General features: G+C 34.8%; 26 protein-coding genes and 6 tRNA genes. 3 read left to right on the forward strand and 29 right to left on the reverse strand.

Features of this window, described 5'->3' with window-relative positions:
- Positions 1–82 precede the first annotated feature (82 nt).
- Together BG262_RS08235 and BG262_RS08240 are read right to left on the reverse strand one after the other, a co-directional pair.
- Entirely contained in the window at positions 83–1,429 is a 1,347-nt protein-coding gene (locus BG262_RS08235) for a hemolysin family protein (RefSeq protein ID WP_070788412.1), read from the reverse strand.
- A gap of 81 nt (positions 1,430–1,510) precedes the next feature.
- Positions 1,511–2,599 (reverse strand): AI-2E family transporter, encoded by a 1,089-nt coding sequence (locus tag BG262_RS08240; protein ID WP_070788413.1) that lies wholly within the window; start codon positions 2,597–2,599, stop codon positions 1,511–1,513.
- 75 nt (positions 2,600–2,674) lie between these two features.
- Here BG262_RS08240 and BG262_RS08245 point away from each other — a divergent pair, with 75 nt between their 5' ends.
- The gene (locus BG262_RS08245; protein ID WP_070788414.1) at positions 2,675–3,109 is read left to right on the forward strand and encodes a GNAT family N-acetyltransferase; all 435 of its coding nucleotides are present in this window, start codon (positions 2,675–2,677) and stop codon (positions 3,107–3,109) included.
- Between the two features lie 91 nt (positions 3,110–3,200).
- Here BG262_RS08245 and BG262_RS08250 read toward each other — a convergent pair.
- From BG262_RS08250 to BG262_RS08315, 15 genes are all read right to left on the reverse strand, one after another.
- Positions 3,201–3,274: transfer RNA gene (locus BG262_RS08250), tRNA-Arg, on the reverse strand.
- A 138-nt stretch (positions 3,275–3,412) separates the two neighbouring features.
- On the reverse strand, positions 3,413–4,591 hold the full coding sequence (locus BG262_RS08255; RefSeq protein ID WP_070788415.1) for an LCP family protein: 1,179 nt from the start codon (positions 4,589–4,591) through the stop codon (positions 3,413–3,415).
- A gap of 97 nt (positions 4,592–4,688) precedes the next feature.
- Positions 4,689–5,126 carry a tRNA (adenosine(37)-N6)-threonylcarbamoyltransferase complex ATPase subunit type 1 TsaE gene (tsaE, locus tag BG262_RS08260; protein ID WP_070788416.1) on the reverse strand — a complete coding sequence of 146 codons (438 nt, stop codon included), beginning with the start codon at positions 5,124–5,126 and terminating at the stop codon, positions 4,689–4,691.
- A gap of 155 nt (positions 5,127–5,281) precedes the next feature.
- Entirely contained in the window at positions 5,282–7,129 is a 1,848-nt protein-coding gene (gene typA / locus BG262_RS08265; RefSeq protein WP_070788417.1) for a translational GTPase TypA, read from the reverse strand.
- Between the two features lie 203 nt (positions 7,130–7,332).
- The gene (locus BG262_RS08270) at positions 7,333–10,005 is read right to left on the reverse strand and encodes a calcium-translocating P-type ATPase, PMCA-type (protein ID WP_070788418.1); all 2,673 of its coding nucleotides are present in this window, start codon (positions 10,003–10,005) and stop codon (positions 7,333–7,335) included.
- A 207-nt stretch (positions 10,006–10,212) separates the two neighbouring features.
- Complete coding sequence (locus BG262_RS08275) at positions 10,213–11,595, reverse strand: oxaloacetate decarboxylase subunit alpha (RefSeq protein WP_070788419.1); 1,383 nt, start codon at positions 11,593–11,595, stop codon at positions 10,213–10,215.
- A complete protein-coding gene (citX, locus tag BG262_RS08280; protein WP_070788420.1) occupies positions 11,588–12,118 on the reverse strand; it encodes a citrate lyase holo-[acyl-carrier protein] synthase in 531 nt (176 codons plus the stop codon). The genes BG262_RS08275 and citX overlap by 8 nt, the downstream gene beginning before the upstream one ends.
- A complete protein-coding gene (citF, locus tag BG262_RS08285; RefSeq protein WP_070788421.1) occupies positions 12,111–13,643 on the reverse strand; it encodes a citrate lyase subunit alpha in 1,533 nt (510 codons plus the stop codon). The genes citX and citF overlap by 8 nt, the downstream gene beginning before the upstream one ends.
- Positions 13,644–13,645: 2 nt before the next feature.
- A complete protein-coding gene (gene citE, locus BG262_RS08290; protein WP_070788422.1) occupies positions 13,646–14,533 on the reverse strand; it encodes a citrate (pro-3S)-lyase subunit beta in 888 nt (295 codons plus the stop codon).
- Positions 14,521–14,829: a citrate lyase acyl carrier protein gene (gene citD / locus BG262_RS08295; RefSeq protein WP_070788423.1), complete on the reverse strand. Its 309-nt coding sequence runs from the start codon at positions 14,827–14,829 to the stop codon at positions 14,521–14,523. The genes citE and citD overlap by 13 nt, the downstream gene beginning before the upstream one ends.
- Positions 14,830–14,839: 10 nt before the next feature.
- A complete protein-coding gene (gene citC / locus BG262_RS08300) occupies positions 14,840–15,844 on the reverse strand; it encodes a [citrate (pro-3S)-lyase] ligase (RefSeq protein ID WP_070788424.1) in 1,005 nt (334 codons plus the stop codon).
- 28 nt (positions 15,845–15,872) lie between these two features.
- Positions 15,873–16,010 carry an OadG-related small transporter subunit gene (locus tag BG262_RS10830; RefSeq protein WP_099098736.1) on the reverse strand — a complete coding sequence of 46 codons (138 nt, stop codon included), beginning with the start codon at positions 16,008–16,010 and terminating at the stop codon, positions 15,873–15,875.
- A 9-nt stretch (positions 16,011–16,019) separates the two neighbouring features.
- Positions 16,020–17,135 (reverse strand): sodium ion-translocating decarboxylase subunit beta, encoded by a 1,116-nt coding sequence (locus tag BG262_RS08305; RefSeq protein ID WP_070788425.1) that lies wholly within the window; start codon positions 17,133–17,135, stop codon positions 16,020–16,022.
- Between the two features lie 32 nt (positions 17,136–17,167).
- Positions 17,168–17,569, reverse strand: a complete 402-nt coding sequence (locus BG262_RS08310; RefSeq protein WP_070788426.1) for an acetyl-CoA carboxylase biotin carboxyl carrier protein subunit — start codon at positions 17,567–17,569, stop codon at positions 17,168–17,170.
- 25 nt (positions 17,570–17,594) lie between these two features.
- Positions 17,595–17,927: a hypothetical protein gene (locus BG262_RS08315; protein WP_070788427.1), complete on the reverse strand. Its 333-nt coding sequence runs from the start codon at positions 17,925–17,927 to the stop codon at positions 17,595–17,597.
- Between the two features lie 280 nt (positions 17,928–18,207).
- On the opposite strand from BG262_RS08315, the gene BG262_RS08320 reads away from it, so the two are divergent.
- Positions 18,208–19,665: a CitMHS family transporter gene (locus BG262_RS08320; RefSeq protein ID WP_070788428.1), complete on the forward strand. Its 1,458-nt coding sequence runs from the start codon at positions 18,208–18,210 to the stop codon at positions 19,663–19,665.
- A gap of 104 nt (positions 19,666–19,769) precedes the next feature.
- Here BG262_RS08320 and BG262_RS08325 read toward each other — a convergent pair whose 3' ends face one another.
- From BG262_RS08325 to BG262_RS08335, 3 genes are all read right to left on the reverse strand, one after another.
- Entirely contained in the window at positions 19,770–20,606 is an 837-nt protein-coding gene (locus BG262_RS08325) for a triphosphoribosyl-dephospho-CoA synthase (RefSeq protein ID WP_070788429.1), read from the reverse strand.
- Complete coding sequence (locus BG262_RS08330) at positions 20,596–21,303, reverse strand: GntR family transcriptional regulator (RefSeq protein WP_070788430.1); 708 nt, start codon at positions 21,301–21,303, stop codon at positions 20,596–20,598. Before BG262_RS08330 ends, BG262_RS08325 begins: the two co-directional genes overlap by 11 nt.
- Positions 21,304–21,403: 100 nt before the next feature.
- On the reverse strand, positions 21,404–22,249 hold the full coding sequence (locus BG262_RS08335; RefSeq protein WP_070788431.1) for an aldo/keto reductase: 846 nt from the start codon (positions 22,247–22,249) through the stop codon (positions 21,404–21,406).
- A gap of 110 nt (positions 22,250–22,359) precedes the next feature.
- On the opposite strand from BG262_RS08335, the gene BG262_RS08340 reads away from it, so the two are divergent.
- On the forward strand, positions 22,360–22,833 hold the full coding sequence (locus BG262_RS08340; RefSeq protein ID WP_070788432.1) for an S-ribosylhomocysteine lyase: 474 nt from the start codon (positions 22,360–22,362) through the stop codon (positions 22,831–22,833).
- Positions 22,834–22,900: 67 nt separating this feature from the next.
- Here BG262_RS08340 and BG262_RS08345 read toward each other — a convergent pair whose 3' ends face one another.
- From BG262_RS08345 to BG262_RS08385, 9 genes are all read right to left on the reverse strand, one after another.
- Positions 22,901–24,097: a phosphoglycerate kinase gene (locus BG262_RS08345; RefSeq protein ID WP_070788433.1), complete on the reverse strand. Its 1,197-nt coding sequence runs from the start codon at positions 24,095–24,097 to the stop codon at positions 22,901–22,903.
- A 149-nt stretch (positions 24,098–24,246) separates the two neighbouring features.
- Positions 24,247–24,597 (reverse strand): zinc ribbon domain-containing protein YjdM, encoded by a 351-nt coding sequence (locus BG262_RS08350; RefSeq protein ID WP_070788434.1) that lies wholly within the window; start codon positions 24,595–24,597, stop codon positions 24,247–24,249.
- 63 nt (positions 24,598–24,660) lie between these two features.
- Positions 24,661–25,674, reverse strand: a complete 1,014-nt coding sequence (gene gap / locus BG262_RS08355) for a type I glyceraldehyde-3-phosphate dehydrogenase (RefSeq protein WP_070788435.1) — start codon at positions 25,672–25,674, stop codon at positions 24,661–24,663.
- Between the two features lie 176 nt (positions 25,675–25,850).
- Positions 25,851–26,402, reverse strand: a complete 552-nt coding sequence (locus BG262_RS08360) for a DUF536 domain-containing protein (protein WP_070788436.1) — start codon at positions 26,400–26,402, stop codon at positions 25,851–25,853.
- Positions 26,403–26,488: 86 nt separating this feature from the next.
- Positions 26,489–26,572: transfer RNA gene (locus BG262_RS08365), tRNA-Leu, on the reverse strand.
- 17 nt (positions 26,573–26,589) lie between these two features.
- A tRNA-Gln gene (locus BG262_RS08370) sits at positions 26,590–26,661 on the reverse strand.
- Between the two features lie 7 nt (positions 26,662–26,668).
- Positions 26,669–26,741: transfer RNA gene (locus BG262_RS08375), tRNA-His, on the reverse strand.
- A gap of 11 nt (positions 26,742–26,752) precedes the next feature.
- Positions 26,753–26,823 (reverse strand) — tRNA-Trp (locus BG262_RS08380).
- A 6-nt stretch (positions 26,824–26,829) separates the two neighbouring features.
- Positions 26,830–26,910 (reverse strand) — tRNA-Tyr (locus BG262_RS08385).
- Between the last annotated feature and the right edge of the window lie 72 nt (positions 26,911–26,982).

Raw genomic sequence — 26,982 nt, forward strand, 5'->3', positions numbered from 1 at the left:
CTTTATTTCCTATGTATAGGATACATGATTTTGAAAGCATTTTCAAATCTTCTGTTTTACTACAAAGCATAGAAAAAGGAGGTTAATCCTCCTCCTTTTCTTCCTTATCTTCAGTGTCAAAAAATTCAAGCTGAAGGACATCGACACGGGGTCCTTCCATCTTTAAGTTAGTCAATGTAAACGACTTGTCTTTTGATACTAGGTCTAGGTTTATATGCTCATCTTCTCCTGGAATTGTACCAATTTCAGTAACAAAGAATCCTGCAATTGTATCAACATCATTATTTTCAAGCTCTACTTTGAATTCCTCATTGAAATCACTTAATGGCATTCTACCTTTTATCTGATATAGATTATCACTAATTTGTTCAACTTCCGGATCTTCCTTAGCATCACTTTCGTCTTCAATTTCACCGACGATTTCTTCTAACAAGTCTTCAAGCGTTACAATACCTTCTACACCACCATACTCATTAAGCAAGATAGCCATTTGATTTTTTGTTCTCTTAAGTTCTTTCATTAAATCATCAACATAAATTGTTTCAGGAACAAATAATGGTTCTTGCATAATACTTAAAATATCAACATTTTCAAAGCCCTTATTATAAGCTTCTCGTAATAAGTTTTTAGTATGAAGAATACCGATAATTTTATCTTTATCATCATCATAAACAGGAAATCTTGAGTAGACAGAATCAATGATATATTTAATATTGTAAGCCGTATCGTCTTGAATATCAATCATTGATGCATCCGTTCTAGGCACCATGATTTCACGCGCTACTAGCTCATCTAGTGAGAAAATACCGGCAAGCATTTCTCGCTCATCGGAATCAAGTGCTACTGCACTAGTGTTAAGAAGATATTCGATTTCATCACGTGTCATATTATCACTGTGATCATCAAATTTCATAGGTGTCAACTTACTTAATAAGTTAGTTGAACTTGCTAATAACCATACGAATGGCTTCATAATAACACCAAGTATTTGAATTGGTGTTACAACTTTAACCGCTAGACTCTCTTTTAAGTTTTGAGCAATTCTCTTTGGATAAAGTTCACCAAAAACAATTGAAAAATATGTCAATAAAGCAAGAACAATAACTTGTGCAATTGTTTTTGCCCCAGCAATATGACCTAAATATGGTACTAGTTTAGCTGCCAATGTCTCAGCAAGACTCGCCCCAGTTAAGATATTAATTAAAGTAATACCAACCTGAATTGTTGAAAGGAAGTTACTTGGATTATTGATTACACTTAACAGCTTTGAATATTTTTTATCACCTTCTGCTGCACGTTGTTCAACCCTTGAACGATTGACACTTACTAGAGCCATCTCACTGGCTGCAAAAAAGGCATTTAATGCTGTAAGAACAACTAATAATATTAATTGAATTAAAATCGACTGACCCTCGGGATCTGCATTCATGTTTGTTTCTCTTCTCCTATTTTATAAATTCTTTTGTAAAGGTAGTATAATTATATCATATTTTATTTTCTTGAAAAGAGATTATGCTTTTGCTTTTTTCTTCTCTTCAAAAATATTAGCAATAAACTTAACAACTTCCTTGATCAATGAATATGCAGGTACTGCAATTATCATTCCAACTAAACCATATAAGTTACCAACAACTAGCATCAATAACATAATAGTCACTGGATGAATTTTCATTGCGTTTCCAACAACTTTTGGATAAATAAAATTACCATCAATTTGTTGAACCACTGCAACATATATTACTGCAACAACTGCCTTCTTCCAATCATCCGCTGCAACTACTAAAACCATCGGAGCCATACCAATATAAGGACCCAAATATGGAATCAAATTTGTAATTGCTGAAAAAGTCGCAAGTAAGAAAGCATAGGGAATACCCATAACAAGGTAACCAATGAACACAAAAATAAATATGATTGAACAATCTATTGCTGATCCTAGAATGTAACGAGACATAGTATCATTTAAAGTTTCTAAAAGACCAGTTATATTATACTTATCATCTTTTAAAATTGTCTTCTTAAGAGTTGGTAGTAGCTTATGACCATCTCTAAGCATGTAGTAAAGAAGTATTGGTGCTAATACTAATATCAGTCCAACCCTTGTTATCGTTGAAAGCATACCATTTAAACTTAGGGTTACTCCATTCAATACATTTTTTAGTATCGATGAGTATGATAAATTTAACTTTTGAAAAGCTTCTTCAATATTTAAATCACGGAATTCCTTTCTTTGAGCAAGTTCTTCAACCCACTTTTGAATATCTGGAATCGCATTTGCTGTAGCATTTACAAGACCAGTTAGCTGATTAATAATAGTCGGAACAAAACTAACGACCATAAATACCACAAGACCAATTAAAATTATAAAAACAATTAAAATTCCTAGACTTCTCTTAATTTTAAATTTTTTCTGAAGAAGTTCGATTAAAGGATTAAAGGCATAGTATAAAAAACCAGCGATTAAAAAAGGAATAAAGACTGTAGCGAAGAGACTTCCTATCGGTTTAAATAGAAAATCTAGTTTTGTTAAAATGAAAATTAACGAAGCTATGGCCAGTATCTCAACAGTCCAAAAAAACAATTTATTATTCTTAAACATAATTCCTCACTCACTATTTGTTGAAAGACTTTCTTTATATTATAATTTATTTAGACTAATTATAAAAGGACTAAAATGAAAATTAAACAAACCAAAAATACACAATCACAAACATATTTAGATGCAGTAAAAATACGTAATAGCGTATTCGTCAAGGAACAAGGTGTACCATTCGCACTTGAAATAGATGAAAATGAAAGTTATTGCATACATTTTGTACTATATAATTCCTTAGATATAGCAGTAGCCACCCTACGACTATTACCTCAGAATAACGAGCAATTAATTCTTCAACGTATGGCTGTTCTCAAAGAATATCGTGAACTTGGATACGCGAAATTACTTATTCAAGAAGCATTAAAATTCACTGCTAATAATGGATATCGTACTATCACTCTCCATGCCCAACTCCCTGCACGAGATTTCTATAAGAAAATAGGTTTTGAAGAATTTGGACAAGTGTTTAAAGAAGCTGGGATAAAACATATTAGTATGAGAAAAGAACTATAATCACTTGTAAGCATCATTATGATTCATTATCTAAGTCTATAAAACTTAACACAAAAGCCCTTAGCATGCTAAGGGCTTTTGTGTTAAGTAGTGTTCCAAGAGGGATTCGAACCCCCGACCGTTCGCTTAGAAGGCGAATGCTCTATCCAGCTGAGCTATTGAAACATGATTATTTACATAAAAACAACTAGAATGACGAGGCAAATCGCCATCTAGTTCGTGTAAACGTTAATTATATTTTATCAAAAAATCACAATTTGTCAATCTGATTTTTTAATTTTCCTCTAAATACACTAAAATTAATTAATGTGAAGACTCTTCCCGTGAAGTTGAAGGAGTTGTACTTCCACCATTAGAAGAGGCATTCGTATCTAGTACAGGCATTTCTTTATTTGGTTCACCATCTGTCTGCAAAAAGTAAGTATTTAAATTATTATTTTTACTAATTGCAATACTAGGTATTTCATATGTGTTAGGAGAAGATCCAAAATATTTTTCAAATGTAACGATATCAGGAGAAAGTGAATCCAATGTATCTTTCCCTATTGAACGTCTCAGTGTATTTTGAACACTCAACAAATTATTTTCAGGCATCACTTGATAGGATACCTCATTAATCATTTCTCCAACACCTTGAAGTTTAATTGATTGAATAGTTTCAAATGATGAACTAAATCCCATAAGTTGCATCAAAGTATTAGAATTAATTTTTATATTTGTCTTCAAATTACCACTTAAAGACTCAAAAATATTTCTATAATTTGAGACACTGTTCATTGTTAGAAGTTTCTCTATGACTTTAGTAATTACCTCTCTTTGTCTCGCTTGTCTGCCAATATCTCCTTCTGGATCCTGGTATCTCATTCGAGAATATACAAGGGCTTGATCACCATTCAAATGTTGAATGCCTGGCTTTACAGTTGCTTTATAATCTGGTTCAGTATCTTCAATTGAAATAGTATCCCCTAAGGTGTTATTAACTGTGATCCCACCAATTGCATCAACAAGAGTAACCAAACCTTGCATATTAATAAATGCATATGCATCTATTTTAAATCCAATAATATCTTGAATATTTACGATACTCATCTTAGGCCCCCCTTCAGAATAAGCATCATTTAATTTCGTTAGCTTCCCTGTAGCCTTTCCATTCTTATCCAATAAATCAACTAGCATATCACGTTCTAAACTCGTCATTGTAGTCGTATTTGTTTTAGGATTTACAGTAGCAACGATCATTGAATCACTTCTTCCTTCCCAAGGATTCTCACGACCTGCCCCACCAGTATCAATACCCATTAGAAGTATAGTAAAGGGCTTCGAGTTATCAAACTGTACGCCTTCCTCTGAACCCAATCCTAAATCATCAAATGTTGATGCCATCATATTTTCCGCACCATTCATTAAAGTATAACCATAAACAAATAATGCACCTATTGTTAACACGATAATCATAGTTAACATAGTTAATATTTTCTTCATATTTTATTATATTCTCGCTTTTTATTGTATTTTACTATTATCACATTTTTCCTAGTATCTTACAATAAGATCTTTCTCTTTGTAATAAAATGTTAATTTAGTTTTCTTCAATTAGAGGTAAAAATTTTATATAACTATCCCCATGAGCAGTCAATAGAACCTCTCGAACATCACCATCTCTTTCAAAAATAATTTCCAAGTATTCCTTAGGAAGGTCTGCTTCCAGTAAATTCCCCCACTCAATTACTGTTACTCCATCACCAAAAATATATGAATCCAAATCAATTGAATCTGGATCATCTCCTATTCTGTATACATCCATATGATAAAGAGGTAATCTTCCTTCATATTCCCTAACTATAGTATATGTGGGACTTTTAATCATTTGATTAATACCCAAACCTTTTCCAAGACCTTTAGTAAAAGTAGTCTTTCCTGCTCCTAGATCGCCTGTCAGTACAATGACATCACCTGCATTTAATTTATGAGCTAAACTTTCAGCAAAAGCTAGCATATCATTTTCATTTAATTTCATATGCTAATTTTATCAAAATTATAAGCACTTTTCACGATATTTAAGTATATTTTAAAAACAAAATATTTCATGTACATATGTCTATACGAAATTTAAACAAAATTTTTTCGCAAAAAAAGATGTGACAAATCACATCTTTAAAATAGAACTAATATTTATTTTTCTTCAGAATTTTTCTTTTTCTTATTAGCTTTTTCACGCTCAGCTTTGTTAAGAATTTGTTTACGAAGACGAATAGATTCTGGAGTTACTTCCATATATTCATCATCATTCAAGAACTCTAGTGATTCTTCAAGAGTAAGGATTCTTGGAGTTTTAATAACAGAAGTTTGGTCTTTGTTAGCAGAACGAACGTTAGTCATTTGTTTTGCTTTTGTGATATTAACTGTTAGATCGTTATCACGACTGTTTTCACCAATAATCATTCCTTCATAAACTTCAGTACCTGGGTTTACAAAGATAGTTCCACGTTCTTCGACTGACATGATAGAGTATGTTGTTGCTTTACCTGTATCTATTGATACAAGAGCTCCACGATTACGGCCACCAATTTCAGCTTGAATAAGAGGTAAGTATTGATCAAATGTATGGTTCATAATACCATATCCACGAGTCATTGAAAGGAAATCAGTTGAGTATCCAATAAGTCCACGTGCAGGTACAAGGAAAATCAAACGAACTTGACCATTACCAGCATTTTGCATATCTAGCATTTCACCCTTACGTTCAGATAAACTTTGGATGATTGATCCTTGATATTCTTCTGGCGTATCAATTTGAACACGTTCAAATGGTTCGCATTTAACACCATCAATTTCTTTAACAATAACTTCAGGACGAGATACTTGAAGCTCATATCCTTCACGACGCATTGTTTCGATAAGAATAGACAAGTGAAGTTCTCCACGACCAGATACTGTCCAACGGTCTGGTGAGTCTGTTGGATCTACTCTAAGCGATACGTCTGTTTGTAATTCAGCTTCTAAACGTTCTTCAACTTTTCTTGAAGTAACAAATTTACCTTCGCGACCTGCAAATGGTGAATTATTTACTAGGAAAGTCATTTGAAGTGTTGGTTCATCAATATGAAGAATTGGAAGTGGTTCAACTGCATCAGTAGGAGTTACAGTTTCTCCAACGAAGATATCAGCCATACCAGAAACAGCAATAAGATCTCCAGCCTTCGCTTCTGGAATTTCACGACGCTCAAGACCAAAGAAACCAAATAACTTAGTTACACGGAAGTTTTGAGTAGTACCGTCAAGTTTTGAAAGAGTAACTTGATCTCCAACTTTAATTTTACCACGGAATACACGTCCAATACCAATACGTCCAACATAGTCATTATAATCAAGTAATGAAACTTGGAATTGTAATGGCTCATCAGAATTATCAACTGGTGCTGGAATATGTTCAACAATTGTATCGAAAATAGGTGCCATAGTTTCTTCTTGATCAGCAGGATCATCAGAAAGACTAGAAGTACCATTAACTGCTGCTGCGTAAATTACTGGGAAATCTAATTGTTCATCATCAGCTCCAAGTTCGATAAACAGTTCAAGAACTTCATCAACAACTTCAGCTGGACGTGCTGCTGGCTTATCAATTTTATTAACTACAACGATTGGAGTTAGTTTTTGATCAAGAGCTTTTTTCAATACAAAACGTGTTTGAGGCATTGTACCTTCGTAGGCATCTACTACTAATACTACACCATCAACCATTTTCATAATACGTTCAACTTCTCCACCAAAGTCCGCGTGTCCTGGTGTATCCAAGATATTAATACGTGTTCCATTATATGAAACTGCTGTATTTTTAGCTAGGATTGTAATTCCACGTTCTTTTTCAATGGCATTTGAATCCATTGCGCGTTCTTGAAGTGTAAAGTGGTCATCTAATGTATCTGATTGTTTTAATAATTCATCAACCAAAGTAGTTTTACCATGGTCAACGTGGGCTATGATTGCAACGTTGCGAATATCATCACGTAATTTTGTCAATTTTTTTCTTCCTTATATTTTACTTTAACCTAAAAAAGGCTCTTAGGGTAATAAGTATAACAGATTTTTTTCAAAAGTAAAAGCATCATGAATTTACTAGAACAGAAATTGTACGATATATACCTTCTAGTAATAATAATCAGATTTATAGTCTATCAAAAAAGAGTTAATCAGATTAAACTGAATAACTCTTTTAGATGGTTTTATTGTTTCTTATCAAGTCCCATTGAACGTTGAATTGCTTTCACAATTTCAACAATTACAAACATTGATAGACTTCCAATGATTACTGCAGCCCATTGATGACCACCTAAATTAGTAACATGGAATACCTTGTTAAATCCTGGAACAACAATTGTAATTGCAAGTAAAACAAATGAGATTAAAATTGAAATGTTGAAAATTCGAGATTTGAAAAATCCAACTTTAAAAATTGATTGATAAACAGACTTACAGTTAAATGCTTGTACTAACTGTATAAGTCCGAGAGTTGCATATGACATAGTTAAGGCATCAGCATGAATAGCATCATATCCTGAATGAACTGGGAATTTAATTCCATACCAATAAACACCTAAAGTTAGGGCAGCCTGAAGGATACCTTGATAAATAATAGATGACATTACACCATTAGAGAAAAGACTGGCTTTTCTTCCGCGAGGCTTTTGATCCATTATTCCAGGTTCAACTGGTTCAACACCTAAAGCAATCGCTGGGAAAGTATCTGTAACTAAGTTGATCCATAATAAGTGGACTGGTTTAAGAACATCCCAACCAAACAATGTTGCTAAGAAAATTGTAAGTACTTCTGCTGTATTAGCTGATAGTAGATACTGTACTGTTTTTTGAATATTCGAGAATACTTTGCGTCCTTCTTCAACTGCAACAATAATCGTTGCGAAGTTATCATCTGCAAGTACCATATCTGAAGCACCCTTAGATACTTCTGTACCAGTGATACCCATACCAATTCCAATATCAGCTGTCTTAAGTGCTGGCGCATCATTAACACCATCACCAGTCATGGCTACTACCTTACCTTCATTCTGCCATGCCTTTACAATACGGACTTTATGCTGTGGAGATACACGTGCATATACTGAGTATTGAGATACAGCTTTTTGGAACTCTTCATCAGACATTTCATTAAGTTGAGCACCTGTAAGTACATGGCTATCTGCGTCTGCATTATCTTCAAGAATTCCTAAACGAATTGCAATAGCTTCTGCCGTATCTTGATGGTCACCGGTAATCATGATTGGACGAATTCCAGCTTCTTTCGCAACTTTAACAGCATCAGCAGCTTCCTTGCGTTCTGGGTCAATCATACCAACAAGACCTGCAAAAATTAAATCATTCTCAATAGCATCTGAGCTTAATTCTGGCATTGTATCTTCAATTTTATAAGCCATCATCAAGACACGAAGAGCTTGTTTTGCTAGACTTTTATTAACTTTAAGAACTTCTTGTTTGTCAGCGTCAGTCATCGGTAATACTTGACCATCAACGAGTTTTCTAGTAACACGTTTTAATAATTGATCAGGAGCACCTTTAACTGCAACTAATAGTTTACCATCAGCTTGTTTGTGAATTGTAGACATAAGCTTACGATCACTATCAAATGGTAACTCACCAACACGTGGTTCTTTTTTAAGTTCATCTCTCACATCAAAATTGTGATCAAGACCATATTGAACAAGTGCAGTTTCAGTTGGATCACCAATTAGTTTACCTTGCTCAGAAATCTTTGTATCGTTTGCATAGTTCATAACGCGCAAAGTTAAATCATCTGAAGGTATTTCATCAGTAGCATCTATTAATTTACCATTGGTAAATACTTTTTCAATGGTCATTTGGTTCATAGTTAATGTACCAGTTTTATCACTTGCAATAATTTCTGTTGATCCTAATGTTTCAACTGCAGGTAATTTTCGTACAATAGCGTTTTTCTTAGTTAAAACTTGAGTTCCCAATGCAAGTACAATTGTAACAATTGCTGGTAAACCTTCCGGAATTGCAGCAACTGCGAGAGCTACTGAAGTCATCAAAGCTTCAACTGGGTCTTGGTGCTGAACGAATACTCCAACTGCAAATGTTACTGCTGCAATTACTAAGATAGCATATGTAAGAACTTTTGAAAGTTTATTCAAGTTAGTCTTAAGTGGCGTTTCAGTTTCATCAGCATTCTGTAGTAGGTGAGCAATATGTCCAACTTCAGTATGCATTCCAGTTGCAACAACAACACCAGTTCCCCTACCATATGTAACATTAGAATTTTGGTAAGCCATATTAACACGGTCACCAACTTCGGCATCATCTGCTACGATTGCGTCTTGATTTTTATCGACTGGAACTGATTCTCCTGTAAGACCTGATTCTTCAATTTGCAAACTTGCCGTAGTCAATAACCTCATATCAGCAGGAACCACATCCCCAGCTTCTAAAAGAACAATATCACCTGGGACAAGTAAAGTAGAATCTACTTCTTCAACATGTCCATTTCTTCGAACACGCGCAATTGGAGTACTCATTTCTTTCAGCGCATCAATTGCTGCCTCTGCTCTATTTTCTTGAATAACACCAAATACTGCATTGATAATAACTACTGCCATGATTATTATTGCATCACTAATATCTTTACCACCGCTTGTAACTACAGATAATATGGCAGCAACAATCAAAATAATAATCATCAAGTCTTTGAATTGATCAAGAAATTTTTGAAATATTGACTTCTTCTTTCCTTCATCTAGTTGATTTTTACCATACTTTTCTAGTCTTGATTCTACCTCAGTACTAGTTAACCCTTTAGAAGTTGCTGATAATTCTTTTAATGTTTCCTCACCCGTTTGAGTAAAAAACTTTTTCTCTGACATAATAGTCCTTTCTATTTCACATTGTAAAGTAGAAAAAAATAGAGACTTGTGGCACGGCCACAAGTCTCACTTTTTAAGATAATACCGGATTACTCGGATTGTCGATATTACCACGTTTACACGTTAGCTACTCCCTTGATGTTTGTAATAATTTTATCAAAATCGGAATTGCTAGTCAATGTACACTAGTGTTCTCTTGTGTTCTTCCTACAGTTTAAGGTCAAAACTTTCAAGTGGTACATCATAGAATTTATCTTGTAAGCGTCCAAGATAATCCTTAGCTTGTTGAGGGAATAATGCATAGCTCAATACATCTTCCTCGTTACGTGCATATGATCCAATTTCTTCACGTGCAGCTGGTAAACCTGGTTCAAGTAAGTCAGCAGGACGCACAGTAATAACTGGTTCATCTCCAATAATTTTTTCTTTAACTTCTGGGTCAATTGGTGCAGGAGGGCGACCATATAAACCACGAACGTAGTCTTTTATTTCGTTAGGAACAACTTTATAACGTTCACCTGTAATCACATTCATCATAGCTTGAGTACCAACCATTTGTGACAACGGTGTAACCAATGGAGGATATCCCAAGTCTTTTCTCACACGTGGTACTTCTTCAAGAACTTCTTGGTAACGATCGGCAATCCCTTGCTCAGTCAATTGACTAAGAAGATTAGACAACATTCCTCCAGGTACTTGATAAATAAGTGACTTCGGTTCAATACCTAGAACTTTAATATTCATAGTTCCGTTATCTTGGAATTTATCACGTACTACAGAAAAATGATCAGCAATTTTTTCAAGGTTATCCATATCAAGATCAGTTTCAACACCTAAATCTTGCAAAGCAATTGCTACAGACTCAGTAGCAGGTTGACTAGTTCCACCAGCAAAAGGAGAGATAGCAAGGTCAATAATATCTGCACCTGCCTCAACGGCCTTAAGATAAGTCATCTCAGAAATACCAGCAGTAGCATGGGTATGCACTTCAAGTGGTACAGAAATTTCATCTTTAATTTTTGTAACCAATTCGTATGCAACACCAGGAGTTAATACCCCAGCCATATCTTTTATACAAATTGAATCAGCGCCAAGTTCTTCCATTTCTTTTGCAAGTTTTACAAAATATGGAACAGTATGAACTGGTGAAGTTGTATATGAGATAGCTAGCTGAGCATGGCCTCCAGCTTTTTTTGTAGCTTCAACTGCAGTTGCTAAATTACGTGTATCATTTAATGCATCAAAAATACGTATTACATCAATACCATTTTCTACTGATTTCTTACAAAACTCAGCAACAACATCATCTGGATAATTCTTATATCCAAGTAAATTTTGTCCTCGAAGGAGCATTTGCAACTTAGTATTTTTTGCACCTTCTCTAATAGTTCTTAGACGTTCCCATGGATCTTCATTCAAAAATCTTAAACATGAATCAAATGTTGCACCACCCCATACTTCCATAGAGTGATATCCAGCCTGATCCATCGTCTCAAGAATTGGTGTCATATCTTCAATCGGCATACGTGTTGCAATCAAACTTTGTTGACCATCACGAAGAACCGTTTCCATTACTTTAACTTTACTCATTAATAACTAGCCTTTCAATTTCTTCTTGTAGCTCTTTAACACTATGCTTTCTAGATCGTGAACACTCTTTAGCATTTTTCCCACAAATCAAGCATAATCGTTTTGGAAGTTTAAGATCATCTCTTGAAACCTGGTATATCAAACCATCTTCATCAATCAAGACTACATCTAAATCAAATAACCTATTTAAAGGTGATTCTTCCTCAAGCTTTACTAATTCTCTTTTTATATCTTTTGCATCACCATTAATAAGCAAAAAAGCTTCTCTACCTGTCTTGATATTAGCGTCATTGACAACAATAACATCTGGAACGAGAAGTTCTTTTACCCTACCTAGCATAGAGTCAAAGATATCAGACAACTGCTCTGAATTTTTGATCTCACCAGGTATGTTCATAGTCATAGAAACCATAACTAAATTTGGATATTTACACAAAAGATCTTTTTGTTTATATGATCTCTTTTCACGGGCATCCAGCATCTCTATAAGAGATACTGGTTTCCCGCTAAATAAATTAGACATTTTTTACTACATCAATTACTGTTCCATCACGGTATTCAATAACAGCAACTACTTTATCACCATATTGAATTGGTTCAGGATCACCAACAATAGAATATGCTTTTTCTTTTAACTCTTCAATTGTATATTGAGGAACATCAAGATCTTTGAAATGTTCAATTAAATCTGTACGAGCTGGATTAATCGCAACTCCAAGTTCTGTAACAACAACGTCTACACTCGTACCAGGAGTAATAACTGTATTAACTTTATCAACAATTGTAGGAATGCGTCCACGGATAATTGGTGCGACAATCATACTCATTTTAGAAGCAAACGCTGTATCTGAATGACCTCCAGATGCTCCACGAATCACACCATCAGAACCTGTCATTACATTAACGTTAAAGTCTGTATCAATTTCAAGTGCTGAAAGAATAGCAGTATCAAGTTGATTAATAACTGAACCTTTACTTAATGGTGAAGCGTACATATTCGCATCTATTTCATAATGATTTTCATTACGACCAAGAGAAAGTCCTGAAGGAGCGTCAAAGTCTTGTACATCTATAAGTTTTTCAATTAAGCCTTCTTCAAGAAGTTCAACCATTGCATTTGTAATTCCACCAAGACCAAAACTAGCAGTAATTCCATCTTCAATCATTTTATCTCTTAAGAAACGTGTCACTGCAAGCGAAGCACCACCTGTACCTGTTTGGAATGAAAATCCTTGTTTATAGTAAGGTGAACCAATGATAACTTTTGATGCATACTCAGCAATAAGAAGTTCCTTTGGATTCTTAGTGAAGCGTGTAGCTCCAGAAGCGATACCTTTAGGATCTCCAATTGAATCAACTACAACTACATAGTCAACATCAGTTTGAGGAATTGAAATTGGAGTGTTTGGGTAAGGCATCAGTGTATCTGTAATGATAACAACTTGATCAGCATATTTAGCATCAACCATAGCATATCCTAAAGATCCACAAGGTGCTTTACCTTTAGTACCATTTGCATTACCGTAAGCATCAGAACTTGGAGCTCCAAGGAAAGCTACGTCGACTTTGATATCACCACGAGCAACTGCTGCTGCACGACCACCATGTGAACGAATAACAACAGGGTTTTTCATGATTCCTGAAGAGATAGCTGCTCCAACTTTGTCACGAAGTCCTGATGACGTAATGTTAGTTACAACACCATTTTTAATATGATCAATAAGTGGTGCGTGTACATTAGCAATTGAAGAAGGCGCAATTGAAATATCTTTAATTCCCATATTAGCGATTTCTTCCATTACCATATTTAGAACTTTATCACCTTCACGGAAATGGTGGTGGAAAGAAATTGTCATACCATCTTTAAGACCAGTCTTCACAATTGCATCATGAATACTATCAAGTAATTTTTCATCACGTGGTTTTACTGGCTTAATTGTACGGCTAGATTCTTCATAAGTATTAATATTAGCTAGTTCACCTTCGTAAACACCATGTTTGCTAACATATTCTTCTGGAATTTCAACTCCAACTTTATTTTTTGTCATGATTAAATTTCCTCCTCAGTAATCAATTTCGCTGCTTTTGCCAAAGCGATTACACGTTGTGCACGTTCTACGATTGGTTTATCAATCATTTTACCATTAAGCGCAATTACACCTGAACCTTTAGATTCAGCTTCACGAATTGCCCAAATAACTTCTTTAGCATTTTGAATTTCTTTGTCAGTTGGAGCGTAAATTTTGTTTACGATAGGAATTTGGCGAGGGTTAATTACAGATTTACCATCAAATCCTAATTGTTTAATGCGTTCAACTTCAGCAGTGAATCCTTCAACATTATCAACATCAGAATATACAGTATCAATAGCTGCAATTCCAGCTGCACGTGCTGAGTGAAGAATCAAGCTACGTGCAAAGAATAATTCATTACCATCAGGGTAACGTTTTGTCTTCATATTTGTAACGTAATCTTCAGCACCTAGAGCAATACCAATTAAACGATCAGAAGCACGAGCGATTTCAGGAGCATTTAGTGTTCCCTCAGCCGACTCGATTGCTGCCATCATTTTAGTAGTTCCAACTGGAATATTATTTTCTTTTTCAACACGAGTAATAATTTCATCAACATCAACAATATCTTGTGCAGTCTCAGTCTTTGGCAAACGAATTACGTTAACACCAGCAAGAACCATCGCTTCAATATCAAGTGCTCCAACTGTGTCTAGACCATTAATACGTACAACTGTTTCAACATTTGAGTAATCGAATGTTTTCAAAGCAAAATGTACAAGAGTTCTTGCTGAATCTTTTTCTTTTAAAGATACGGCATCTTCAAGGTCAAACATTATTGAATCTGCACCATAAAGTGGAGCGTCACGTAGCATTGCAACATTAGCACCTGGCACAAACATCATTGTTCTTCTTAAGCGTTCCATGAGTCAATCTCCTTCCAATCGTATGCATCTACATCTGCAGCACGGTGAACAGCGTTAATTGTACGAGCCTGAACTGTACAATCCAATGCACCTTTATCAACTGCAGTAACATCAACTGAATCAACTCCTAAGTTAGCCAATGTGTCTTTGATAACTTTACGAATTTGGTTACCAAATTGTTTTTCAACACTACTTTCAAGATCAATCTTGATTTCGTGTGTGTCATTTGGAGCAATCGTAATCATAATATCACTAGATTCGACTGTTCCAGAAACGGCAGTGTGTTTAATTTCCATTTCCTTCACCTCATAATTCCTTATGTTCTTTAAGATAGTTATATGTAGTAGTTGGTAAAAACTCTCCAAGTAGAATGTAATCGTTTTCTTTTATTGCTGCGCGTACCTTAGTTGCACTAATAACATTGCCACCCACATCAATTCGCGGTAAAACTACCAGTTCGAGTTCATTACCAAAGACTTGCCTCATAGATTCATTGTAGATTTCAGTAACCGCAGAATAGGGTTCTTCACCTACAAATCGTTTGCTAATATTTAAAGTTTTTGCAATTCTATCTTTAAATAATTTAGCATCCAAACTTGCTTGTTTCCTTGCTATATCAAGCTCTGCCTCATCCTTTAAAAAGTATGATGGAAACGTAGCAGATGACACTATATAATCAGCTGTCGGTAAAACAGTAACATTATCAAGATGTGCCGTACCAAGTTCAACCATTGCAACTCGGTCTTTAGTAGAGAAATAAGATTTATCTTCCGATAAAACAAACACATAAACGTGTTCACTCTGACTTGCAGCCGTCTCTATCAAATATTGATGCCCTCTAGTAAAAGGATTCGCATTCATTACTATTCCACTTGCTGTTGTGTTTAAATTTACTTTCTTTGATTCTAATAATTTTTCATAATCATTAAAATCAGGAAAGCCTTGTTCCATGAAGATTATCTGATCATTGCCGATAATCTTATGGAAACCTAACGAAGTAAATAAATCTTCATTTTCTGGCTTAGTATAAACAAGGAAGTGATTTACTTCCTCTGCTCTCATCTTCTCCAATAAATGGACAAGAATCTGAGTAAGTAGATTTTCAGATTGATAATCTTTACATACTGCGAGACATTTCAATATCTTACCTTCATATGAACCTGTTGCAACTAATTTATCGTCATCAAATATTCCAACAGTATAATCAATCTGTTCTTTAGTTGGATTTAATGAGCTTTTTTTCATTAGTTCAAGCCATTGATTGTAGGTTTTTTTATCTTTATCTAGCCAAATTCTTTTTAATGAAAGCATATTTATACCTTATTTAACCTATAACAATTTAATTATTTTTCTTAGGAAAAGCTTTTACTAAAAGTTTTGATGCTAGGTAGATAATTCCAATTACTAGGAATACTCCACCCCATCCATATACTAAAAGCTCTAATGCTTTTTCTAAATCCGCCATATTTACTGACATATCTTCCTCCTATACTAAGAATGCTAGTACTAATCCACCAGCGATAACTGAAGCTATTTGTCCAGATACGTTTGCTCCTGCTGCTTGCATCAAAATAAAATTACCAGGATCTTCTTCAGTAGCCATTTGTTGAATTACACGACTTGACATTGGGAAAGCAGAAATACCAGCAGCACCAATCATTGGATTAACTTTTTCTTTCATGAATAAGTTAAGAACTTTCGCAAATAATACTCCACCTACAGAGTCCATTACGAAGGCAACTAATCCAAGACCAATAACCATTAATGTATCAAATTTCAAGAATTCTTTATATTGCATCATTACTGAAATTGAAAGACCAAGAACAATACTTATTAAATTAACTAGTTCATTTTGTGCTGAAACTGATAAACGTTCTAAGACTCCACATTCGCGTAATAAGTTACCATACATTAGGAAACCAACTAATGGAAGTGAAACGGGTGCGATAAGACCGGCTACAATTGTAATAACAATTGGGAACAAGATTTTCGCTGTTTGAGAAACAGTACCTGGATGGTATGTCATGCGAATTTGACGTTCTTTTTTAGTTGTTACAGCTTTAATAGCGATTGGTTGGATAATTGGTACAAGTGCCATATATGAGTATGCAGCTACTGTGATTGCCCCCATGTACTTCGAACCTAATGTATTAGCAACGAAGATTGATGTTGGTCCATCAGCTGCTCCGATAATACCTATTGATGCTGCATCTTTAATGTCAAATCCAAGGAATACAGCAGCAATAATTGTAAAGAATATACCGAATTGAGCTGCAGCTCCGAAGAATAACATAAATGGGCTTTGTAATAAAGGACCAAAGTCAATCATTGCTCCAATACCAATAAATAGTAATAACGGGAACAGTTCTGTTTTAATCCCTGCATCAAAAAGCACTTGGAACGGGCCAGGTTCTCCACCTGCTGAAAGTACTCCTGAATCTGGGAAGTTTACCAACATTGTACCTAGTCCCATAGGAACTAGTAAAGTTGGTTCATAATCTTTTTTGATACCTAGGTACATTAAAATTGCACCAATGATCATCATTACAATACGACCGGGTTCTTGACCCATGCCGATGACTCCTTGTAAAAGTGTGTCCACTTATATCTCCTCTCTTACTCTAAAAAAAACTATTAAGCAATAGTGATTAATGCATCACCAGGTTGAACCATTTCTCCTTGGTTCACATGAATTCCTGTAACTGTTCCATCTTGAGGTGCAACAATTTCATTTTCCATTTTCATTGCTTCTAAAATCATGATTGGTTGATTTGCTGTAACTGCATCGCCAACATTCACTAATACTTTTAAGATTGTTCCAGGCATAGGTGCTGTTATAGCATCTGCTCCGGCTGGGGCACTGGCTGCAGGGGCTGAGGCTGCTACTGGAGCTGTTTCTTCAACAGCCGGAGCTGGAGCAACTGCTGCAGGGGCTGGGGCTGCTACTGGAGCTGCAGGAGCAACTCCACCAATTTCTTCCATTTCAACTAAATACTTTTCACCATCAACAGTGATTTCAAACTTTCTTAATGCCATTTCTAAATGTCCTCCGTTTAATTAATTAACTTTTTGCCTTTTTAATGCTTGCGATGCTTTGTGTCGAATTGGGAACCATAAAGTTAATAGTACTTGCTACAATGATTCCTAACTTACGATATTCAGGATTTCTTTTTTCAAGATTCTTTAAGATATACTCTTTACCATTATCGTCATATTTTGCGATAGAACTTGCAATCAAAGCTACCTTCCGTCTCTCATCAGGATCATCTACCTTGATCCATTTAGGAATTGTTTCCCAGTTATCGTCTTCTTTTTTTTGAACAGCAGCTTGTTGTGAAACAGTTTCGCTGTTTTCTTGTGCTTTTTTTCCAAAAAGATTACTAAAAAATCCCATTCAGACTCCTTTCTATATTTTGTATTATTAGACATATCTTTATTTTAACCCTTTTGATTGAAAACGCCAACATTTTCCTTGTTCTACCTGTGTTTTTTTGTGTTTTATATATTAAATCTACTATTTAAAATAAATAATTTCATTTCAAAAAAAATAGGCAAAAAACATTGTTTTTTTCGTGTTCTTTTGAAAGCGTTACCTTTTTTTTACAAAATATAGTTATATAATATGAGTGTAGGTTATTTTGCTAGCAAACAAAAAAAGAAAAAGGAGAAATCTAATGCTTACACTATTAGCTTATCTCATGATTATCTGTTTCATGGCAGTGATTATGACTAAGAAAATGTCAGCCTTTACAGCGTTGACAACAATTCCAATTGTATTTGCAGTTATTGCAATTATTTCTGGACAGGCCCATTTAACGGGATCTACTAAAGGAAATATTAAAATCCTTAAAGCCTTAGCAGGTGAAGGTGCAAAAGAAGTTCCTAAATCAATGGATATCCACATGGGTGACCTTGGAACTTTAATTCTTGAAGGTATCAAGAGTGTATCTGTCACAGGTATCATGCTATTATTCGCAATTCTTTTCTTCTCAACAATGCTTGATGCAGGTCTATTTGACCCAATCACTGAGAAAATGGTTTTCTTTGCAAAAGGCGACCCTAAGAGAGTTTTGATGGCAACAGCAGTTGTTGCTGCAGCAGTTTCACTTAATGGTGACGGAACTACTACTACACTTATTTGTTGTTCTGCATTCCTACCTATCTACGATCGCTTAGGAATGAAACGCATGAACTTAGCTGTTCTAGTTATTCTTCAAAATACTATCATGAACTTGCTTCCTTGGGGTGGTCCAACAGCTCGTGCAATGTCAGTTCTAGACGTTGGTGGTGACATCCTTACTTTCCTTCTTCCAGGTATGATTCTTTCATTAGCATACATGATCTTCTTCGTTGCGAACCGTATGGGTAACCAAGAACGTAAACGCTTAGGAGTTAAAGAATTATCTGATGCTGAACTTAGAGAATTAACAGTTATTTCTGATGAAGAAACTCTTGCAATTCGTCGTCCAAAAAACTGGGCTTTCAATGCTATCTTAACTGTTGGCTTAATCGCGTGGTTGGTTGCTGGATCATTTATTCCTGCAATTGAAGTTCCACCTGCAGTATTATTCCTTGTTGCTACATCAGTAGCATTACTTGTTAACTATCCAAACCTTAAAGACCAAGGTAAACGTATTGGTGCGAATGGTGGAGATGCAGTTCAAGTTATCATCCTAGTATTCGGTGCTGGAGTTCTTATGGGACTATTTAACGGTACTGGTATGGCTGATGCAATCGCAAACAACTTAACAACAATTATTCCTAAATCACTTGGTGGTTTCTGGGGTATCGTAGTTGCTATCGTTTCTGCTCCTGGTACATTCTTCATTTCAAATGATGGTTTCTACTACGGAGTTATGCCAGCACTTGCTAAAGCAGGTAATGAGTACGGATTCGATAACATGCATATGGCAGTAGCATCACTAATGGGACAAGCATTCCACTTGTTAAGCCCACTAGTAGCATTCATTTACCTATTACTTCGTCTTACTGAAGTTGATATGGGTGAATGGCAAAAAGAAGCTGGTAAGTATGCAATCGGTATCTTCATAATCTTCCTAGGAACTTCATTAATCCTTGGAACACTTACAAATGGTGCTTGGGGAATTCCATTCTTCATCGCTCCAAAATAATAATTAACTTTCGAAACCATCCTTCTGGATGGTTTTTTTATAAAAATACAACACTAGAGAGGTAGTTATTTTAACTACCTCTCTAGTGTTGTATTTATTAATAATCAATTTAAATTTAATTTATTTAAAAAATATATTATAGCAAGCAAATCTGCACTTCCACCAGGACTTAAATTTTTCTCAATAAATTTTTCATCTACTTCAATCATTTGGTTTTCAAAATCTTGAAAATCTGAATTTAAAAGTTCACTTGACAGATTTTGTGCATATTTAAGACCTTCTCTTCCACCACGATGTAAAAGATTCGCGTCTTCAGCAAAAAGAATAATTTCTAACAATAGTTTGTGCCAATAAAACTTATCATTTTCATCAATTGAGGTATTCTCCAAAAGTCGTTGAACTGTAGGATAACCCATTATGGCTTCTCCACGTACTCCTTTTGCACCATACTTTTTGTAAGTACTTATACCATTGGTCAAGTTTTCCCTTTCAAAGTCGTTCATTAAACCATCTGCTAATTGTTTTATTATATCAAATAGTTCATTTTTCTGAACTGATACTGATGGACCATTTTTCTTGAAAATAAAACCTAGAGCACCGAGAAATAGTGCAAAAGTAAAATTCGCCCCTTTATGGGTATTTACACCGTTGGTAGCATTAAACATTGCTTCTTCCGCAAGTATTCCTTCATCTCGTAATTTTATAAATAAGGCACCCATATCATCATCTGCATGTTCATAGCCTAACTTAGCATAGTTTATAAAATAAGGTAACAAAGCATCTGCACTGGATAAGAAAGTATCCACACTCATATCAGAGTGGGAACCATTATTTCTTTCGTCCACCAGTCCTGGTTTAGGTGAAAGTCTAACTTCAAAAATTAATGCGTTATATGCAGCTCGAGAAATTGATTCCAGTTCATTTCTTGCACTAGTTACCATTTTCTTCCTCATCATCGATAACACTTACAATAAAGTTCGCACTTGATCCTAAATGTTTATCAATTAATTTTTCAATCTCTGGCTCATTTTGTTCAAGCATCAAATTATAAATCTCCCTGTGATCATCAATTGCTTGCTTAGTTCTTGAGTCAGAAATAGTTGTTATTTCATGAAAGTACAATTGATAAACCTTAAGAGTTTCAATAATATTTTGGATACGGAACATTCTAGCCTTTTCGAAAATTAAATTATTAAATTCTTTAAAATTTTGTCTAATTAAATCAAATTCACCTTTTTCATAGAATTCCTCAGCATCACTAACAATTTTCTCTAGTTCAGCAAAATCAGATTCCGTCATTTTTTTACTGGCCTCAATAGTTGCTAATGTTTCAAAAGACTTTCTAATAGCAAAAATTTCTTGGACATCGCTCTGAGTAATTCCCAGAACAACGGCTCCATTCTTATTCCCCAAGCCATAGGCAACTAATTTTTCTGCTTCAAGTTGTTTAAGTGCTTGCCTGATAGGTGTACGTGAAATATTTGAATAGACCGATATTTGTTTCTCATTTATTCTTGTACCAGCAGGAATTTTCCCTGTAATAATCATCTTATAAAATGCATCATATACAATTTCATGAAGGGATTTATCTAAGGAAAGATCTAGATGTGACAAGAATAATTCTGTAACTTGATTCATAATTCTACCCTCTATATTAAAATACAGGTTAGATTATCTAACCCATATTATTATTATAAACTAAATAACGAAAATTTAAAACACTCTTAGTACACTTTTCTTAAAAATCAGTATTGTCAGGATTTAAAGAAAGTTTTCCTTCATCTAGACCATCTAAAATACTAATCTCTTCCGCCGTTAAATCAAAATCAAATAATTCAGCATTTTGAATAATTCTAGACTCTGTTACAGATTTTGGAAGTGGTAAAAATCCTTTATCAAGTGACCATCTAAGCGCAATTTGTGCAGTAGATTTATTGTATTTTTCTGCAATTTTCATAAGAGTTGGCAATTCAAGAATTTTACCAGTTCCCAGTGGAGAATAAGCTTCTGTTAAGATGCCATTTTCTTTGTTAAATTTAACAATATCTTTTTGTTGATCGCTTGGATTTAAATAAATTTGATTAACAGAAGGTTTTATTTTTGCAGTAGCAAGTAATGGTGTCAAATGTCTTTCGTGGAAATTTGATACTCCAATTGATTTAATTTTCCCATCTTCAACGGCATCTTCCATCGCTCTCCAAACATCAGCATTTCTCTTTTCATTATTTGGACGATTAGCCTTTGGATTTGGCCAATGAATCAAATATAAATCCAAATAATCTAATCCTAATTTTTCAAGGCTTGTATCAATAGCTTTTTTTGCATCATCATAAGTAATTGCATCATTCCATAACTTAGTTGTTATAAAAATTTCATTACGCGGTATACCTGATTTTGCAATAGCTTTCCCTACTGATTCTTCATTTCCATATATTGCTGCGGTATCGATATGCCTATAACCAGCTCTTAACGCTGTTGTAACTGATTCTTCAGCAACATCTCCGGCAGGTGTTTGCCATGTACCAAAACCGACAACTGGTATTTTTTCACCATTTGATAAAGTATATGTATCAGTTAAAGTCATTATAATCCTCCTTAGTCTCTTTCCCTTATTTTATAATTAATCTTTCTCTTTTACAAAAAAATTGAACTAAATTTGTTATAATTAACTTATCAATAAAAAGGAGATATATTATGGCAGAAGTAGAAAGCTTCCAACTTGATCATACAAAAGTATTAGCACCATATGTTCGTCTAATTTCAACTGAAACTGGACCAAAAGGAGATATCATTACCAACTTTGATATTCGCTTAGTTCAACCGAATGAACAAGAAATTCCAACAGCAGGAATTCATACTATTGAGCATCTTTTAGCAAGTCTAATAAGAGATAGAATGGATGGATTAATTGACTGTAGCCCATTTGGTTGTCGTACTGGTTTTCATTTAATTGCTTGGGGTGATAAAACAAGCGAAGAGATAGCAAGTGTTATTAAATCATCACTTGAAGAAATTGCCAATGTAACAAAATGGGAAGATGTGCCAGGCACTACTATAGAATCATGTGGAAATTATCGTGATCACTCACTTTGGACAGCTAAAGAATGGTCAAAACTTATTCTTGAAAGAGGAATTTCAACTGATGCTTTTGAAAGAAAAGTAATATAATGAAGTTTCAACATACTAAAAAAGAGTCTTAAACAAGACTCTTTTTAATATATATTAAATATATTAATTATTTTTCAGTAAGTGCAGCAAGACCTGGAAGTGTTTTACCTTCAAGTAATTCCATAGATGCACCACCACCAGTAGAAATCCATGAGAATCTATCAGCATAGCCTAAATTAATTGCAGCTGCTGCTGAGTCTCCACCACCGATAATTGATTTACAATCTGGTTGAGATACGATAGCATCCATTACACCAATAGTTCCTGCTTGGAAGTCAGGGTTTTCAAATACACCCATAGGACCATTCCATACTACTGTTTTAGCTCCATCAATTTCTTTTGTGAATTTTTCAATAGATTTAGGACCAATATCAAGACCAAGGAACCCTTTATCTATAGCTTCTCCTTCAGTATCTTTAACTTCAGTATAGCCAACAAAAGCATTCGCTTCTTTTGAATCAACAGGTAAGATTAATTTACCATTTGATTTTTCAAGAAGTTCTTTGGCAAGATCAAGTTTATCTTCTTCGACTAAAGAATCACCAATTTCGATGCCTTGAGCTTTATAGAATGTATAAGTCATCCCACCACCGATAAGAACTTTGTCAGCTTTATCAAGAAGATTTTCGATTACACCTATTTTATCAGAAACTTTTGATCCACCAAGAATTGCCACAAATGGACGAACCGGTGCTTCAACTGCTTCTTGAATATATGCAATTTCATTTTCTAAAAGGAAACCAGCAACAGCTTTATCTACATTTTCAGAAATACCTACGTTTGAAGCATGTGCACGGTGTGCAGTACCAAAAGCATCGTTAACAAAGATTCCATCACCTAAGCTAGCCCAATATTTAGCGAGTTCAGGGTCATTTCCAGATTCTTTTTTACCATCTACGTCTTCAAAACGTGTATTTTCTACAAGCAGTACTTGACCATCTTCTAAACCATCAATAGCAGCTTCAAGCTCAGCACCACGAGTAGCAGGTACAAATACAACTTCTTGACCAAGTTTATCTGATAAATCCTTTGCTACAGGAGCAAGTGACTTACCTTCTTTATCTTCTTCTGTTTTTACACGACCTAAGTGTGAGAATAAGATTGCACGTCCACCGTTATCAGTAATATATTTGATTGTTGGAAGAGCTGCTGTAATTCGATTATCGTTTGTAATAACGCCATCTTTCAAAGGAACATTAAAGTCTACACGTACTAAAACTTTTTTACCTTTAAGATCAACATCTTTAACTGTTAATTTAGCCATTTTTTCTCCTTTTGTTTTAAAATCAAATGATTTTTTATTAACTTATATACAAGCTTATTATATCACAAACTTGATTTTTGTTAAGTAAAAATATAAAAGTTTAAAATTATATGTAATAAACTTTTATGTTTTATTCTTAGATTCAATTATTATTTTGAAAGTTTAACAACTGAACCTTTTAGACCAATAGACCCAAAACCATCAATCTTAGAGTCTATAAAATGTTCATTTTTTCCAAATTCATTGATACGAATGTTTTTTACTTTTGTGCCCTTCTTGATAGGTTTAGGCATTCCTTTAACTGGTAAATCTTTAATAATAACGACACTATCGCCAGTTTTCAATTGATTACCTTCACTATCAAGCACAACGAATATTTCTTCTTTATTATTTATATCATCTTGCGAAAATTCCGCACCACATTCTGAACAACCAAATGTTGTGTCAGATAGTTCATATGTGTACTCACTAGAGCAAGATGGGCATTTTGGTGTTTCCATTTTTCTCCTTAAAAAAACGAGAAAGCTAGAAAGCCTTCCCGTTAAGATCGTCAATAAGGTTTCTTATTTAGCGATTTTTGCAAAGTATTCAAGAGTACGAACTAATTGAGATGTATAAGACATTTCGTTATCGTACCAAGATACAGTTTTAACTAATTGAGCGTTGTCATCACCAGTGATGATTTCAGTTTGAGTAGCATCGAATAATGAACCAAATGACATACCAACGATATCGCTTGAAACGATTTCATCAGTGTTGTATCCGTAAGATTCGTTAGCTGCTTCTTCCATAACTTTATTTACTTCATCAACAGTAACTTCTTTACCAAGAATACTTACAAGTTCAGTAAGAGATCCAGTTGGAACTGGTACACGTTGTGCATGTCCAGAAAGTTTACCGTTTAATTCAGGAATTACTAAACCAATAGCTTTAGCAGCACCAGTTGAGTTAGGAACGATATTTACAGCTGCTGCACGAGCACGACGGAAGTCTCCACCACGGTGAGGTCCGTCAAGAAGCATTTGGTCACCAGTGTATCCGTGAACTGTAGTCATTGTACCAGCTTTAAGACCAAAGTTTTTGTTTAAAGCATCAGCCATTGGTGCAAGACAGTTAGTAGTACATGAACCAGCTGAAATTACTGTTTCAGAACCATCAAGGATGTCATGGTTAGTGTTAAATACGATAGTTTTAACATCAGCTCCACCAGGTGCAGTGATAACTACTTTTTTAGCTCCATTTTCATGTAAATGAAGTTCAGCTTTTTCTTTAGATGCGAAGAAACCAGTTGCTTCTAAAACGATTTCAACACCGTCAGCTGCCCAGTCAATATTTTTTGGATCAGCCTCAGCAGAAACTTTTACAAATTTTCCGTTTACGTCAAATCCACCTTCTTCAACTTCAACAGTTCCATTGAAACGTCCTTGAGTTGAATCGTATTTTAATAAATGAGCAAGCATTTCAGGGTTTGTAAGGTCATTAATACGTGCTACTTCAACACCATCAATGTCTTGAATACGACGAAAAGCAAGACGTCCAATACGTCCAAAACCGTTGATACCAACTTTAACTACCATAATGTAGATTTCCTCCTTATTGAAAATCAAAAATTTTTTTAATGGGTACATAAGTCCCCATGCACTTTGGTAAGTAATTAACTTACATGACTATGATAACATTTTTACAATAAAATGCAACAATAAATCTTAGATATGTATTACAATAAAAAAAGAAAAATCATACAGTTGATTTATTAATCTACTGTATTATCTTTCTTTTTTGGCTTGAAAAGCTTTGCAAAAAAACCTTTACTTTGCTCTTCATTAATATTAGTTTTTAATTTCTCAGCATCTTCTCGTAATTGCTCAGTATCAATTCTTAATTGCTCACTGTCAGCCATTGCTTTTGCAGTCAATTGTTGTTGCTGATCAAGTTGCTTATCTTTTTCAGAAATTTGCTGATCCTTAATAGATAATTGTTCATCTTTTGTGGCCAATTGAGAATCTTTCACTCTTAGTTGCTCATTCAAACGTCTAATTTCAGCATTTTTATCTTCCATTAAATTTGCAATCAAAACATTCATACTATATTCCGAAGCATTTGCTTCATCAAATTCTGAAGTCTGAACAATAACTTTTTTATCGTAAATTTTTTCTAGTTCTCTAATTCCTTTGACATTTACAACAGTAGTACCCTTTTCATTTTTCTCAACGAATTCTCCAGGTAATTTCTTTACTCTATTATTCATTGCTTGTCGTGTGACACCAAAAAGATCAGATAGTTCACTTACAGTTTTTAAATCCATAACTCTCTCCTCAAATTAATATATAAATTATAACATTAAATTTAAAATAAAAAAATAGACGTTACAAATAGCAACGTCATAGTTTATACCGGCGGCCGGGGTCGAACCGGCACGTCCTCGCGGACACTGGATTTTGAGTCCAGCGCGTCTGCCAATTCCGCCACGCCGGCATACATAAAGATTAAAACTGGGGTAGCTGGATTCGAACCAACGCATGAGGGAGTCAAAGTCCCTTGCCTTACCGCTTGGCTATACCCCAATAAATAGGCGAGTGAGGGGAATCGAACCCCCGAATGTCAGAGCCACAATCTGATGTGTTAACCACTTCACCACACCCGCCATATTATTAACACGGGCAGCAGGAATTGAACCCACACCAAAGGTTTTGGAGACCTTTGTTCTACCTTTAAACTATGCCCGTAAATTATGGAAGGGGAGGGATTCGAACCCCCGAACCCGAAGGAGCGGATTTACAGTCCGCCGCGTTTAGCCACTTCGCTACCCTTCCAAGTAAATATATAAACAAATAATAAAACTATTTGACGGTCCCGACGGGAATCGAACCCGCGATCTTCGCCGT

Source organism: Floricoccus penangensis, from assembly GCF_001832885.1.
In the GTDB taxonomy this organism is placed as follows: domain Bacteria; phylum Bacillota; class Bacilli; order Lactobacillales; family Streptococcaceae; genus Floricoccus; species Floricoccus penangensis.